The organism is Actinoplanes xinjiangensis, assembly GCF_003148685.1.
Classification (GTDB): Bacteria; Actinomycetota; Actinomycetes; order Mycobacteriales; family Micromonosporaceae; genus Actinoplanes; species Actinoplanes xinjiangensis.
Genome location: NZ_QGGR01000063.1, coordinates 1 through 12,588 on the forward strand (window position 1 = coordinate 1; position 12,588 = coordinate 12,588).

The 12,588-nt window shown below is 67.6% G+C and carries 12 protein-coding genes; 7 read left to right on the forward strand and 5 right to left on the reverse strand.

The window, feature by feature from the left end:
- Positions 1–126: 126 nt before the first annotated feature.
- A complete protein-coding gene (locus BC793_RS49370) occupies positions 127–417 on the reverse strand; it encodes a hypothetical protein (RefSeq protein WP_146246812.1) in 291 nt (96 codons plus the stop codon).
- Positions 418–513: 96 nt separating this feature from the next.
- On the opposite strand from BC793_RS49370, the gene BC793_RS49375 reads away from it, so the two are divergent.
- The 4 genes from BC793_RS49375 to BC793_RS48205 all read left to right on the forward strand — a co-directional run bounded on the left by BC793_RS49375 (position 514) and on the right by BC793_RS48205 (position 3,608).
- Positions 514–909 (forward strand): hypothetical protein, encoded by a 396-nt coding sequence (locus tag BC793_RS49375; protein ID WP_146246813.1) that lies wholly within the window; start codon positions 514–516, stop codon positions 907–909.
- 84 nt (positions 910–993) lie between these two features.
- A complete protein-coding gene (locus BC793_RS48195; RefSeq protein ID WP_109603367.1) occupies positions 994–1,572 on the forward strand; it encodes a hypothetical protein in 579 nt (192 codons plus the stop codon).
- Between the two features lie 232 nt (positions 1,573–1,804).
- Positions 1,805–2,158 (forward strand): pentapeptide repeat-containing protein, encoded by a 354-nt coding sequence (locus tag BC793_RS48200; RefSeq protein WP_239170765.1) that lies wholly within the window; start codon positions 1,805–1,807, stop codon positions 2,156–2,158.
- A gap of 14 nt (positions 2,159–2,172) precedes the next feature.
- Positions 2,173–3,608 (forward strand): IS3 family transposase gene (locus BC793_RS48205; protein WP_373871346.1). Its coding sequence is split into 2 segments (ribosomal slippage): positions 2,173–2,530 and positions 2,530–3,608, totalling 1,437 coding nucleotides; the frame shifts between segments, so codons are not numbered across the junction.
- Between the two features lie 167 nt (positions 3,609–3,775).
- On the opposite strand, the gene BC793_RS48210 is transcribed toward BC793_RS48205, so the two are convergent.
- On the reverse strand, positions 3,776–5,149 hold the full coding sequence (locus tag BC793_RS48210) for a helix-turn-helix domain-containing protein (protein ID WP_109603368.1): 1,374 nt from the start codon (positions 5,147–5,149) through the stop codon (positions 3,776–3,778).
- A gap of 164 nt (positions 5,150–5,313) precedes the next feature.
- On the opposite strand from BC793_RS48210, the gene BC793_RS48215 reads away from it, so the two are divergent.
- Both BC793_RS48215 and BC793_RS48220 read left to right on the forward strand, forming a co-directional pair.
- The gene (locus BC793_RS48215; protein ID WP_158319599.1) at positions 5,314–5,985 is read left to right on the forward strand and encodes a phytanoyl-CoA dioxygenase family protein; all 672 of its coding nucleotides are present in this window, start codon (positions 5,314–5,316) and stop codon (positions 5,983–5,985) included.
- A 30-nt stretch (positions 5,986–6,015) separates the two neighbouring features.
- Complete coding sequence (locus tag BC793_RS48220) at positions 6,016–6,525, forward strand: hypothetical protein (RefSeq protein WP_203896693.1); 510 nt, start codon at positions 6,016–6,018, stop codon at positions 6,523–6,525.
- A gap of 69 nt (positions 6,526–6,594) precedes the next feature.
- On the opposite strand, the gene BC793_RS48225 is transcribed toward BC793_RS48220, so the two are convergent.
- Positions 6,595–7,866 (reverse strand): MFS transporter, encoded by a 1,272-nt coding sequence (locus BC793_RS48225; RefSeq protein ID WP_109603370.1) that lies wholly within the window; start codon positions 7,864–7,866, stop codon positions 6,595–6,597.
- Positions 7,867–8,075: 209 nt separating this feature from the next.
- Between BC793_RS48225 and BC793_RS50460 the strand changes: the two genes are divergently transcribed.
- The gene (locus BC793_RS50460) at positions 8,076–8,597 is read left to right on the forward strand and encodes a methyltransferase domain-containing protein (RefSeq protein ID WP_170167365.1); all 522 of its coding nucleotides are present in this window, start codon (positions 8,076–8,078) and stop codon (positions 8,595–8,597) included.
- 1,247 nt (positions 8,598–9,844) lie between these two features.
- Here the strand turns inward: BC793_RS50460 and BC793_RS48235 are convergent.
- Together BC793_RS48235 and BC793_RS48240 are read right to left on the reverse strand one after the other, a co-directional pair.
- Positions 9,845–11,083 (reverse strand): trypsin-like serine peptidase, encoded by a 1,239-nt coding sequence (locus BC793_RS48235; protein ID WP_109603371.1) that lies wholly within the window; start codon positions 11,081–11,083, stop codon positions 9,845–9,847.
- 257 nt (positions 11,084–11,340) lie between these two features.
- Positions 11,341–12,249 (reverse strand): tyrosine-type recombinase/integrase, encoded by a 909-nt coding sequence (locus BC793_RS48240; RefSeq protein WP_109603372.1) that lies wholly within the window; start codon positions 12,247–12,249, stop codon positions 11,341–11,343.
- Between the last annotated feature and the right edge of the window lie 339 nt (positions 12,250–12,588).

Genomic DNA, 12,588 nt, shown 5'->3' on the forward strand with positions numbered 1-12,588 from the left:
GCATCGCGTCGCGAGCCGATCCGTTACTGCCAGAACCACTCAACCGACTACGAAAACCGCGCTAGACAACCGGCATCCATGCAGGTAAGTGCGTTAAGGGCGAACATGAACCTTTCAGCGTAAGAGTCAATGTCCCAACTCGCGGGAAGCGTCGAGTGCAGGCTTCAGGCGTTGCAGCACTTCCCGGTGCCAGTCCGGCTCTGCGGCATACTCGCTGCTGTACGGCTGAGCGCTTTCCACGAGTTCGCGCGCATCCACCAGGCTGAGATCGAACGCGAGCATGGAAGCCCGAACTACCGCGACGATGCCCAGCCCGTTCGCGGCGAAGAAGGCGAGCACATCATTGACGTCCGCACCGTCAGCGAAGCGTTGACGGCCAGCCGCGGAGACAGCATCGACGTGCTCTGACTGCGTCATGCAGCTCAGTATGGCGAGTCCGCTGGCACCCGCCCACGAGCGGGCCTTGGCCGGCACGGGTAGCCGTCTCGCTTTGTGACCCGCAACTTGCGGCGTGTGAGTGCAGGTGAACTGGCCGAAGACAAGAATGGCTTCATGGATGTAGGACGGTTTGCCGGGTCCTTCGTGGTGGAGATCGGATATCGACAGGCATGGCCATTCCTCGGCATATGCGATAACCGACCGACGCCAGCCCAGGAGGCACGGCTCTACATCGACACCGCCTGGCGGATCGAGGCGACAAGTTTCGTCGAAGGCCACGCAGACGACGACATGGCGTGGCTGGCCGCAGCTCTGGATCTCATTGAAGGAACCATCAACGCCGCGCGGGTAGACGACGATGGCTCACTGCTTCTGACGACCGGTTCCGGAGCGGTGTTGGCAGTCTCAGGCGAACCCGACCCGACCACCATTGGCGAGGCATGGTGGCTCACCGGCTGGCGCCCTGCTTGATCCGCTTCACCACCCGCAGCAGGTGAGCGAGTTCGGTCGCGGTGTACGGAGGTGTTCGCACAGTCGCTGTGCAAAGGTTTTCGCGTGAGCATCGACGATCACTTAGCTGACTTTGACTGGTCCCGCATCCAGACATATGTCGGCTACGCCGAGATGGTGCCCAATGCCGTACGAGAGCTCGCGGCTTCGGACGTCAAGGAGGCAGCGCGGCTCGGGGTATGGATCGAGCGCATCCTCTTGTCCGTGGCTGGGCCCTGCGAGGGTTGCGCGCCGGTCGCGACCGTCCTGGTCGCTGTCCTGCCCAGGATGACGCCGCCAGGCCGCAGCGTGGCGCTTGATCTTCTGTCGCAGATCTCGGCGGCCGAGATCACCGGGCCGGCGCATGAGCAGATCGGCGCCGTCGATCTCGAGGAGATCCGACAGGCCGTGGCGAGCGGCTTCCAGTATTACGTCGGGATGCTCAGGGAGACGGCGTCGTCGGACGCCGATCTCTACTCCTGCATCGGCCTCATGGATATCCTCGCGTTCCATGACCGCAGCTTGGCGGCGGAGGCCATCGCAGCGCTTAAGGCGGTTCGGACAGCTGGTCGTGCCACAGGTTTGGCCGTGCTGATCGACAACACACTTGACGACCTTGCCGATCCTTCGAGCGATTCGGCATAGGCAGGCAGCGCGGACATCAGCATGGTCGAGTGCATTCTCATCGGCACGACAAGACGCCGGGCCGTCACAGCCAGCCACCCACCGTGCCGGCGGCGCCCGGCCCACGCGCGGACAGCGGCTAGATCAGCAGGTTGAGGCGGCTGCACTTCCTACCTCTGCGTCTCCTTGGCGAACTCGTCGGTGAGCAAGGTGTAGACCGCTACGTCCCGGTGGCCGTCCGGGAATCCGGGGCTTGGACCTCAGCGCCGACCACGCGGTGGTAGCCGGGATGGATTTGCACGGCGCGGACCTGCGCTCAGCCAACCGCTATGGCGTCGACCTCACCGCCGCGAATCTTTCTGGCGCTGACCTCACCGGCGCTGAGCTGTCCGGCGCCGAGTTGGCTGTTGCTCAGCTGGACGCGGCGGCCATCACGGCTGATCAGATGAGGAGTGCAGCGAGCAATCGGTGTGCCCAGGTGGATAAGGACATCGCTGAAGAACTTGACATGGTCTATTCCAACACCCCTGTCTGCCAGGGTGAGTTGAGGCCAGCGGTTCATAGCAAGTCCGCCGAACAGGGCGAGTTCAGGATCGAGAAGCGTTGACTGCTGCTGTTGACATGGTCGTGGCCCAGGATGGGGTCATGAGTCGCAAGAAGGGCCCGCGTTCGGGCGGGCCGCGGGCCCGCCGGAACTTCACCCCGGGACAGAAACTGGAACTGCTCGCCGGCTACGAGCAGGCTGTCGAGGCCGGTGAGGGCGGGGCGTTCCTGCGACGGGAAGGCTTGTACTCGTCGTTGATGTCGGAGTGGCGCCGGGCTCGTGATGCCGGGCTGTTGCAAGGCAAACCGGCTGGCGAGACCGTCGGGCGGCCCAGCGCGGAGCAGGCGGAAATCGCCCGGCTGCGCCGCGAGCTGCAGTTGGCGCAGGCGAAGCTGGCACGCACGGAGACGGCGTTGACGATCATGGGAAAAGCGCGAGAGCTCTTGGAGGACATCTCCAGGAGCGAGCCGGACGGTCCGGACGTGTTCGGGCTCGGCAAGCGCTGATGGACACCTACCACCAGCTGACCAGCGTGAAGATCACGACGCGGGAGGCGAAGCGGCTGACCGGGATCGTCCGGTCCAGCGCGGACCGGGACCGGCGCTGTCCGACACCGTCACGGCCTGCCCGGCGGGCACCGGCGAACGCGCTCACTGCGGCCGAGCGTGAGCAGGTGCTGCAGTTGCTGAACAGTGCGCAGTTCGTCGACGCTGCTCCGGCGCAGATCTACGCGGCGCTGCTGGACCAAGGCGTCTACGTCGGGTCGATCGCCACGATGTACCGGCTGCTGCGTGAGCACGAGCAGGTCCGGGATCGGCGCCGGCAGGCCCGGCATCCGGCCCGGACACGTCCCGAGCTGGTCGCCGACGCTCCGGGGCAGGTCTACAGCTGGGACATCACGAAACTCGCCGGACCGGTCAAGGGCGTCTACTACGACGCGTACGTGATGATCGACATCTACTCCCGGTACATCGTCGGTGTCCGCGTGCACTCCCGCGAATCGGGTCCGCTCGCCGAGAGCATGATGCACGAGGTGTTCGACGCCCACGGCGTCCCGCAGGTGGTCCACGCCGACCGGGGCACCTCGATGACGTCGAAACCGGTGGCTGACCTGCTCGAAGACCTGAACGTGACCCGGTCGCACTCGCGGCCGAAGACCTCCAACGACAACCCGTACAGCGAGGCATGGTTCAAGACGCTCAAGTACGCGCCGGTCTTCCCGGCCCGGTTCGCGTCCCTCGCCGACGCCCGAGCGTTCATGACCGACTTCGTGACCTGGTACAACCACGCCCACCGGCACTCCGGGATCGGCTTGCACACCCCCGCCGACGTCCACAACGGCCGTCACCACCAGGTCCGCGCCGGCCGCGAGGATACCCTCGCCGCGGCCCGCGCCGCGCATCCGGAACGGTTCGGCGCTGACCGGCCACTGCCCAGGATCCTCGACCTGCCCGATCAGGCCTGGATCAACCGGCCTGACCAGCAAACCCAGCCGGAACTCCAAGCCGCTTAACTCCCGTTGGCCTCATTCCCTTGACACGTTCCGCACCGGGAACGACTGCGACTCAGATATTCAGTAGACGAGCCCGACATGCCGCAGCACCACGTACGTCAGCAGTGGCGCAGTAGCGGCAGCAAGACGAGCGGCTCCGACCCAACATGTGCTGGCGCTGCCCTAGCTCAGCCAACGCCGATCCGGCTGGCCAGGTCACGCAGCGCGGCAGGAGTGGGACTAGGCGAGTAGAGCAGAGTGGTGACCAGGTCGCGGACGCTGGCCCGGTTCACCTCCTCCGGCGCATGACGATAAGCAGCGAGCACCGCGTGCGCGGCCTTGTCGGCACGGCCGTGACCTGCCCAGGCCCGCGCCGTGTCGACGAGATACCGGCCGTGGCGTTCCGGAGTGGGCAGCAGCGCCGGGTTGACGGCGGCGGCGTGTTTCAGCGCGGCCCCCGTGTTGCCGAGCGCGGTGTGCACGCTGATCTGGTACATCGCTACCGTGGTCGCCGAGAACGGTAGGGCGCTGGCCGGAATGTGGTGGCCGTCCATGTGGGCTGCGGCAGCCTTCGCCTCCAGCAGGTACGCGACGGCCGTGCTCTGGCTGCCCGCCTGCGCGCTGGTGTACGCCGCGGTGCACAGCAGGTTGCCGTAGGCGGCGACGATCGCCGGGTCCAACTTGTCGATCTCCAGCTGCTGCGCGGTCCCCGTGAGCAGCTCCAGCGCGGCCGCGTGGTGGCCGTCGCGGCGCATGGTGATCGCGAGGATGTGCGTTGCCGCGGTGAGCATCAGCGGATCCCCCGACGCGGCCGCTTCGGTGCGGGCCCGGTCCGCCATCGTCAACGCGATCGCGTCATCCCCGTGCTTTGTCGCCACGTTCGATGCCAGCTGATAGGCGTGGGCCAACAGGCCGGCCGTGCTGTCGCGGACCCGGCCTGTGCTGTGCGCTGCGGTGGCATGCAATCCGGCCAGCAGATCGGGCAGGGCAGCCGCGACAGCGCCGTAGCGGGCGCTGCGGTATGCAATGGCGGCTGCGGTGACGTCCGCGGTGGCCTGCGCCAGCGTCAGCGGTGCGGCCGCCCGGGTCGGTGCCAACATCAGCCGTTCGAGGTGAGCTCCCATGTCGACGGGTGCGACGGCGCCGGCCGGTGACGCACCGGCAAGGGTGGTGAGAGCTGCTGCTCCAACCCCGCCGAACAGGGTCCTCCGTCGCATCGGATCACCACCTCCTGCTCGCAGAGTATCCGCCGCCGACCGCGGATGTTGATCGGCTGACCGGGCGTGTCGGGTGAGGCCGACGTACTCAGGGGGGATGCCGAGCAGCTCGGCCAGCTTGCGGCGGACGACGACCTGGTCGCCGGGCGGCCCCCCGCGCTTGATGCGCGACATCGTCGAAGGGGAACAGCCGTAGAGCTTGCCCAGCTGGTCGAGGGTGAGGCAGGCAGCCTGGCGGGCAAGGCGGATCACCGCGCCGGGTTGATCGTCGCGAACAGCTTCGGCGAGTTCAGCGGAGACCCACACGTAATGGGTCGACGCGACGAGCGGAGCCTGTGCGTCCATCCCGGGACCGTATCGACTGGGAGTGATCGAGGCACCTCTGCGGTTTTCACGCTCTGCAAACCGCTGTCGAAGGCTGCACGGCACCTACCGGCAACCGGCTGACATGCGCGTTGATGGATGCATCGCGGAACTCGGTATCCCGCACCGGCAGAGAGGTGAATCCCATGCTCACCCCGGCAGGACGTCTCGGTACGGCCGGCTTCTCGACCGGACTGCAGTGGGCGGACCCCGGCGAGGCCATCCGCGTCGCCCAGCATGTCTCCGGCCGCGGCGACATCGTCAGACAGCCCTGGCTGACTCTGCCGGAGATCGCCGTGCTCGTCCGGCGGCCCGTCATCGTCAACGCGGTCGCCGACCTGATCGGCCCCGACATCGCCCTCGAGGGCGGCTTCCTGCTGACGAAGTGGCCGGGCGCCGACTTTCGGGTGCCGTGGCACCAGGACGGCGCAGGCGTCGACATGGAGCTGGACCCCGAACGGTCGGTGACCGTGTGGATGGCGCTGACCGAGGCGACCGCCGGGAACGGGGCGCTGCGCGTGATCCCCGGCTCCCACATGCACGGCTACCTGCCGACGCGCCGAGAAGACCCGCACGGCGGCCAGCACGGCCGTGCGCTCACCACCGACGTACCGCCCGGCAACCTCAGTCCCGTCGTGGCCGAACTGGCCGCCGGGCAGGCACTGGCGATGGACGTGCGGCTCCTGCACTCCAGCCCGCCGAACACGTCCGGCCGGCCCCGCATCGGGCTGAACCTGCGCTACGTCGCCCCCGGCGCGGTGCTCCGCCGCGACGGCCAAGAACCCCACCTGTACCCGATCGCCGGGCCCAGCTGGTAAGTCCCGCACCGAGCAAGGAGGAAACGAACCATGAGCGTGCTCGAATCCATCCTCTCCAGCTCCACCCCCACCCCCCGAACCCGTGTCCAGGTGCTCACGGGCGAGAGCAGCGACCCGGCCCGCCGCGGGGACAAGACGGTCGTGGCGTTCAGCGACTGCCGCTACCGGTGCGCCGACTTCGCCACCCTGGTCGCGTGCGTCGACGCCATCAAGGACTCCGACGACAAGCTCCGGGCCCGCCCCGAGGACCTCATGCTGTGGGACTGGGACAACACGTACGTCGAATTCGACCACCCGGACACCCCCGGCGTGGGCGGCGGCACCGTGTACCTCGGCGTCGCCTGGTACGACCAGGAGTTCTTCACCGAGCGCGGCGGTGCCGGCTTCTCACGGATGCACCAGAAGGTCTACCAGATGATCGGCATCCCGGAGGAGGCCATCACCATCCAGCACTACCTGTGCGCCGAGGTGGCCGAGTTCCAGGCAGCCGAGCAGGCCCCGAACTCGCCCGCCGCGCTCATGGCCGGCGTGACGATCTGATCATTTCCGCCGCGCACAGGACCCGCCCGCCTCGTACTTCGGTACGGGGCGGGCGGCCCCGTCTCCGGGTCAGGACACGCGGCCGCCGACTGGCTCGGCCGCGGCGAACTTCGGCATCGTCGCCCACCGGTGCCCCACCACGGCTGTCACCGCGGCGGTCACCAGCAGCAGCACACCGGCACCGGCGAACGCGGTGGTCGGCGCCGCATCAACCGCCATCGGAAGGGTCAGCATGCCCACGGTGCCCGCAGTCCGGATCACCGTCTGGTCGACGGTCATCAGCCGCAGCCGCTCCTGCTTACCGAACTCCGACAGTCGAGTCCGCAACGTGACCGCGGCCGCCGGGGTGGCGAGCCCGGCGATGAACCCGACGGCCAACACGACCGGCATCGACGGGGCGATCCCGTACCCGAACAACGTCAGCCCGGCCACCATCCACGCCCCGCAGTACACCGACAGCCAGTGGCCCAGCTGGAGATTGCCGATCAGGAGATTCCCGGCCAGCGCCCCGGCGCCGACGGCCGCCAGCGCGAGCCCGTACCCGGCGGCGCCCTGGCCGAGCTGGACCGCGAGCAGCGCGGGCAGCCCAACTGCGCTGACAGCGGCCACGAAGAACCCCACCCCGTGCAGGCTGACCGCGAGCGTCACGTCCGGGTGGCGGCGCAGCACCGGCCACGCCGCTGGCGCCGGCTCCCCGGCCACCGGCACCGCAGCCTGCGTCCCGGACGCGGCCGCGACCCGGGCGGTACGGCGGGCATGGGCGTGCAGCCACCACATCGCCACGGCCGACACCGCGAACGTGACCCCGTCCAGCGCGAACAGCTGCACCTCGGAGACGGCCAGCAGGATCAAGCCGACCGCGCCGGGCCCGGCGATCGCCGCGATCCGCGTCGTCAGGTCCAGCAGTCCAATCACTCGCCGCACCTGGCCCGGCTCGACCAGATCCGGCACCAGCGCGCCCAGATTCGGGCCGAACAAGGCCCCCAGCGTGCCGAGGACGAACACCATCGCTAGCAGCACCGCCAGGCCACCGCCGTCCGGCGACCACAGCAACGGCAGGGCGCACGCCGCCGCGGCCCGGCCGGCATCCAGCCAGCCGAGCGCCCGATACGACGAGAACCGGGCGACCAGATCCCGGCCGAACGTGCCGATCAGGATGTACGGGATCGACTCGACCACCGCGGCGACACCCATCCATGTCGCCGAGCCGGTCGACTCGTACACCACCCACATCACCGCGAGCCCGTACAGCCGGTCTCCGAGAACGCTCAGCGCTGCCGACGACCACAGCACCAGCACTGAACGCTTCCGCAGCAGTTGCAGGTAACCCACGGGCGCCATACCTCACAAGATCGGGCGGTCACGGACCGGGCAAAGCGATCCCCGGCCGCAACCGATCGCGACCAGGGCACCGCGGAAACCTAGCGGCTCCCGGACGCCCGCAGGGCCCTGACACACCTCCGGCGGAACCTGTCACCCATCCGCGCATGTGAAAGGTGATCAATGGGCGGGAACGGTCATTTCACGCAGCAGGCCGACCACCGGCACCGGTGGGCGCCCCACTACGACGCCGATTCCGCCGGCCACCTCGAACCCGCCCCCGCTGTGCAGTTCTGCACGAGCTGGCCGGCGACGGGCCCGCCCTCGAGCTCGGTATCGGCTCCGGCCGCATCGCCCTGCCGCTGGCCGAACATGGCATCCCGGTCAGTGGCATCGACGCCTCCACCGACATGATCGCCATCCTGCAGCAGCAGCGCGGCGCCCTGCCCGTCGACGCGCGGATCGCCGACATGGCCGGCTTCCGGCCACCCGCACCGTTCCCGTTCCCGTTCCCGTTCCCGTTCCCGTTCCCGTTCCCGTTGGTCTACGTCGCCGCGTCGACGTTCTCCCTGCTCGGCAGCGCCGAACGGCAACTGACCTGCCTGAAGGCCGTCGCCGGCACCCTCTCCGGCGGCGGCCTGTTCGTGATCGAGGCCGCGTTGCCGCACACCGTCACCGGCAACGGCCAACAGGTGATCGTCCGGCACGTCGCCGACGGAGTTGGCCACGCGCACGGCCTACGAGGATTGTGAAGGCGATTGAGTAGTGGTCGCGTCGTCTCTGGCCACCCACATCATCCGCCAAGCCGTTGCACCGGCGGTTTCCGCTCCGGACGGCGTCGATCGCTGACGCCAATTGCCTGCACGGATAGCGATCATCGAGACGGCCGGCATCGGCAACGACCGCCTTGCGGCATGAGAGCGCATCGGCAATCCTCCCGGCCCTGGCCACCCACCGACCCCTCAGGCTCATACGGCTGCTGAACTGCGCGCCGCTGCAAAAGCTCGGCGGGTTCTCCTACAGCCTCTACCTGATCCACATGCCGATCGTCGCCCTGATCAGCACCCTGCTCGTGGGACCCCGCACCGCTTCACACCTGATAACCTTCGGAATCACCACAGTCATGGTGATTCCCGCTTGCCTGACAACGGCACGGTTGTTCGCAGCCGTCTTCGAAATCCCATTCCAGCGCCACTACCAGCGACGAGAGAGCAGACCGGTACAAATCTCAAACGCCTGGCGCGGTCCCCTGTATCACCGTCATGTGCGACCCCAACGGTGAGGCGCTGCTGGATACCTGGCCCGACCTCGTTGCGGCACTGACACTGTCCGACGATGATCCGCTGAAATCAGCAGCAATTCTTCGACGCGCAATCACCGCCATGGACGAATTCGTGGCCCACCTACGAAACACGCCGTACCAATCTACGAGCCCCACACGACGCACTCCCTTCGGCACGACAAGACGCGTCGTCACAGCCGGCCACCGACCGCGCCGACGGTGCCCGGCCCCGCGCGGACAGCGGCATGACAGTGAATTGATCTTGCTCCGGTCTGTGCGAATTCCGAGCGAGAAGAGTAATCGCGGCGGCGATGTGGCCAGCATGCAGAAGCATGCCGGATCATCTCAGGACAGATCATCGCGGCTGACCTCCTGCATAGTGCCGTCCGGGCCGCCGGCCGAGCCATGAGTGGGTGGTGAACCGGGCAGGTCGAGGACTCGTGGTCCGCCCGCTCTGCCGGGTGATCAGGACCGGTAGAAGCCCCGACGTCATCGTCGGCGCCGTCACTGATGTTCGGGTATTGCCGAGCGTGGGAACGAGTGCGGAGAACCCGGGCCGGGCTACCACGCCGCCGCCGACCCGGTACCCACCCTGAACTTGCGGGCACGCGGCGGCTTCCGCCCGGTGGAGGTGCGGGCCGCGAGGGGTGCTCAGAGTCGTAGCGGGTGCTACGGGTACGGACCCGTAGCACCCGCTCGGCGAGAGGCTGCGAGCCGTCACCCGTTGTTGTCGATCAGAGTGGCGATCTCGTTGTAGATGAGATGTGCCTTTGCGCCCTGGTTGGACGGGCAGCCGCCAAGATGGTGCAGCGCGACCACGCGGTGGCTGCTGTCCAGCACCGGCGAGCCCGAGTTGCCACCTGACGTGTCGCAGCTGTAGCTGATGTTCCACGTGTTGTAGTTCGCATTCCGCACGGCGCAGGTCGGGCCGTTCTGGGCGTTCTCGTAGATCGCCACTCGCTTCGCGGTGCCGTCGCCGTGTCCGGGAATGTAGATGCGCGTGCCAGTGCTGGTAGCGGCCGTCGCCAGGTACAGCGTGCCGAACCTCTGGATGGTGGCGAAGTTGTTCACCGAGTACAAGGTGTAGTCCAGCTGGTTGGAGCTACCGCTGCTCACCCGATACAGGGTGGCGCCGCTGACCTTGGTGCCCGCCCCGGGATTCGCGCCTCCACAGGTGGCGCACTGATAGTCGAACTGCATCTCGCTGCCGCTGACCGCAGCCTGCGTCGAGAAGCAGTGCTTGTTCGTCAGCATCCGGTTGGTGTTGCCGACTCGCCACGTGGTGCACCGTCCGCCACCGCTGATCAGCAGTCGCGCAACGGCCCCGCCGCGGGCGTACTCGGCTGGGTGACTGTTCTGGTAGCAGACCGCGTCGCGGCGAGCATCGGTGCTGCAAACGGACATGAGCGAGACGTTGTGTTGGCTGATCTCCGCCTGGTCATAGCCCCGCCAGAAACGGTCAATGGTCACGACACTCGCGTTGCGAGGGCGGCTACTGTGCAGGGTCACCACCGCGGTGTCACCCTCCACCGACATCGCCCAGAAGCCCGGCTGCCCGTCGGTGGTGAAGTCAGAGCTGGTGACCCGGTCAAGGTCACGGTGATACCGGTAGCTCTCGCGGCCATCAGGGCTCGACACGGTGACGAAGTCGCCGGGGGCCAGTCGTAGCGAACTGACGTGGACCTTGATGTAGGTCGCACCGGGATGCCGAATGATCTGTGTGCGGTTGCTGCCGTGGTCGGACATCAAGGCATCGAGGGTGCGAAGTTCGCCGACCGTGGTGACGCCCTCCACCGAGAACTGGTCCCGTTCGGGCGCGCGTACCGAGTCCGGCGCGAGCGGTCGGGCCGAATACACATCGGCCTGAGCGGGCGCCGTCGACAGCAGTCCCAGCCCAAGCGCACAGACTCCGACCACGGCTATCGCCGTTCGAAGCGAGCGCAAAGCATGTGCCATGGCTGATCCTCCCCAGCAGTAGCACCGGTCGGTGTTTCCGCCTGTCGGAGGCCGACCAAGTTAGCGTCACGCTACGAGCAGTACATAGATATTGATAGATATCTTTCGGCTCATACGACGCTGCGGGGTAAGACTGCAACATGCAAAGTAGACACCCTCGCCGAGACCGGACAGGCAGCCGAGCCAACCCGCCGGCCTAGAAATTTGGTAGTGGCGAGAGCGCACTCAACTCGGCACGACCGCACGTTTGATCATGGCTACGTTCCGGAGGCCATGAAGGCGGCGCCGATGTAGTTGGGGTGTCGGTCGAGGCTCTTGCGGGCGCGGTCGTAGCGGATGGTGGTGCGGGGGTCGGCGTGGCGGGCGGCGATCCGGACGTCGCGGAGGCTGACGCCGGCGTCGAGCAGGGTGGTGACGAAGGTGTGGCGCAGCATGTGCGGGTGCATCTTCGGCATCCGCAGCTCGGCGGTCTCGGCCAGGAGCTTGAGTCGGCGGGTCGCCGCGTGCCGGTCCATCCGGGTACCGCGGGCGTTACGTAGGATCGGGCCGTCGTCACGATCGTCGACGGCGCGGTCAATCGCGCGAGCCACGGCTGGTGGTAGTGGCGCGAGGACGACCTTGCCGCCTTTGCCGCGGACCTTGAGGACGCGGTGGCCGTGTTCTTCGCCGAGGTCGGCGATGGTGGCCCCGCACGCTTCGAAGATCCGCAGTCCGAGCAGGCCGAGCATCGCGACGAGAGCGAAGTCGTTGATGTTGGCCGACAGCCGGGCTGCGGTGATCATCGCCTCGAACTGCAGATGGCTGAGACCGAGGGTGGGTGACTCGGGCGGGACCAGTGGCCGGCGGACGTAGTCGGCGGGTGAGTGCGGCAGGATCTGGTCGATAACGCAGACCCGGTAGAAGCCGATCACGACCGATAGGCGCCGGGACACCGTCGACGGCCGGTAGCACCGGACGTCCTGCAACCAGCGTTCGATGTCCGTCCGCGCCGCTTGCAGCGGGTCCAGCGCCTGGTCAGCCGACCAGCGAAGGAAGACCTTGAGGTCGGAGTCGGTGTGCATCCGGGGTTGACCGCGGTAGCGGCCGAGGTACGCGGCCACCGCAGCCGCCAGCAGACGCGGGTCAGAAGCGGTGGCGGTGGGCTGAGGTGCTGTTGAGGTAGTCATACCCCAGGCTTCGACCGGCCGGCTCGCACCCTGATCGTCCAGGTCTACCGCCGATTCGGTGCACGACCGGGCGCCTACTATTCCGGTGCCGGGCGGCGGTGCACCTTCGTGAGGTTCTCCCCGAGCGATGACCACTGCTCGGCACCTCGGCCGTCTCGTACGCCCTCATCGCGCTCGCGGCGGCATGTGAGTAAGTGTTGAGTTGGACCCGCATGCCTTCGGGAGTCGGCAAGGTGGTTTATAGGTAGTCGAAGAACCGCCAGAACCATGTCGCCTCGGTAGGCCCGGATACCCATTGATGGGCTCGGTCGTAGCGGATGGTGGTGCGGGGGTCGGCGT

Excerpts from the sequence above, each read along its gene's own strand:
- BC793_RS49370 (WP_146246812.1), bottom strand. The coding sequence starts at position 417 with ATGACGCAGTCAGAGCACGTCGATGCTGTCTCCGCGGCTGGCCGTCAA.
- BC793_RS48210 (WP_109603368.1), bottom strand. The coding sequence starts at position 5,149 with ATGGACGCACAGGCTCCGCTCGTCGCGTCGACCCATTACGTGTGGGTC.
- BC793_RS48215 (WP_158319599.1), top strand. The coding sequence starts at position 5,314 with ATGCTCACCCCGGCAGGACGTCTCGGTACGGCCGGCTTCTCGACCGGA.
- BC793_RS48220 (WP_203896693.1), top strand. The coding sequence starts at position 6,016 with ATGAGCGTGCTCGAATCCATCCTCTCCAGCTCCACCCCCACCCCCCGA.
- BC793_RS48225 (WP_109603370.1), bottom strand. The coding sequence starts at position 7,866 with ATGGCGCCCGTGGGTTACCTGCAACTGCTGCGGAAGCGTTCAGTGCTG.
- BC793_RS48235 (WP_109603371.1), bottom strand. The coding sequence starts at position 11,083 with ATGGCACATGCTTTGCGCTCGCTTCGAACGGCGATAGCCGTGGTCGGA.
- BC793_RS48240 (WP_109603372.1), bottom strand. The coding sequence starts at position 12,249 with ATGACTACCTCAACAGCACCTCAGCCCACCGCCACCGCTTCTGACCCG.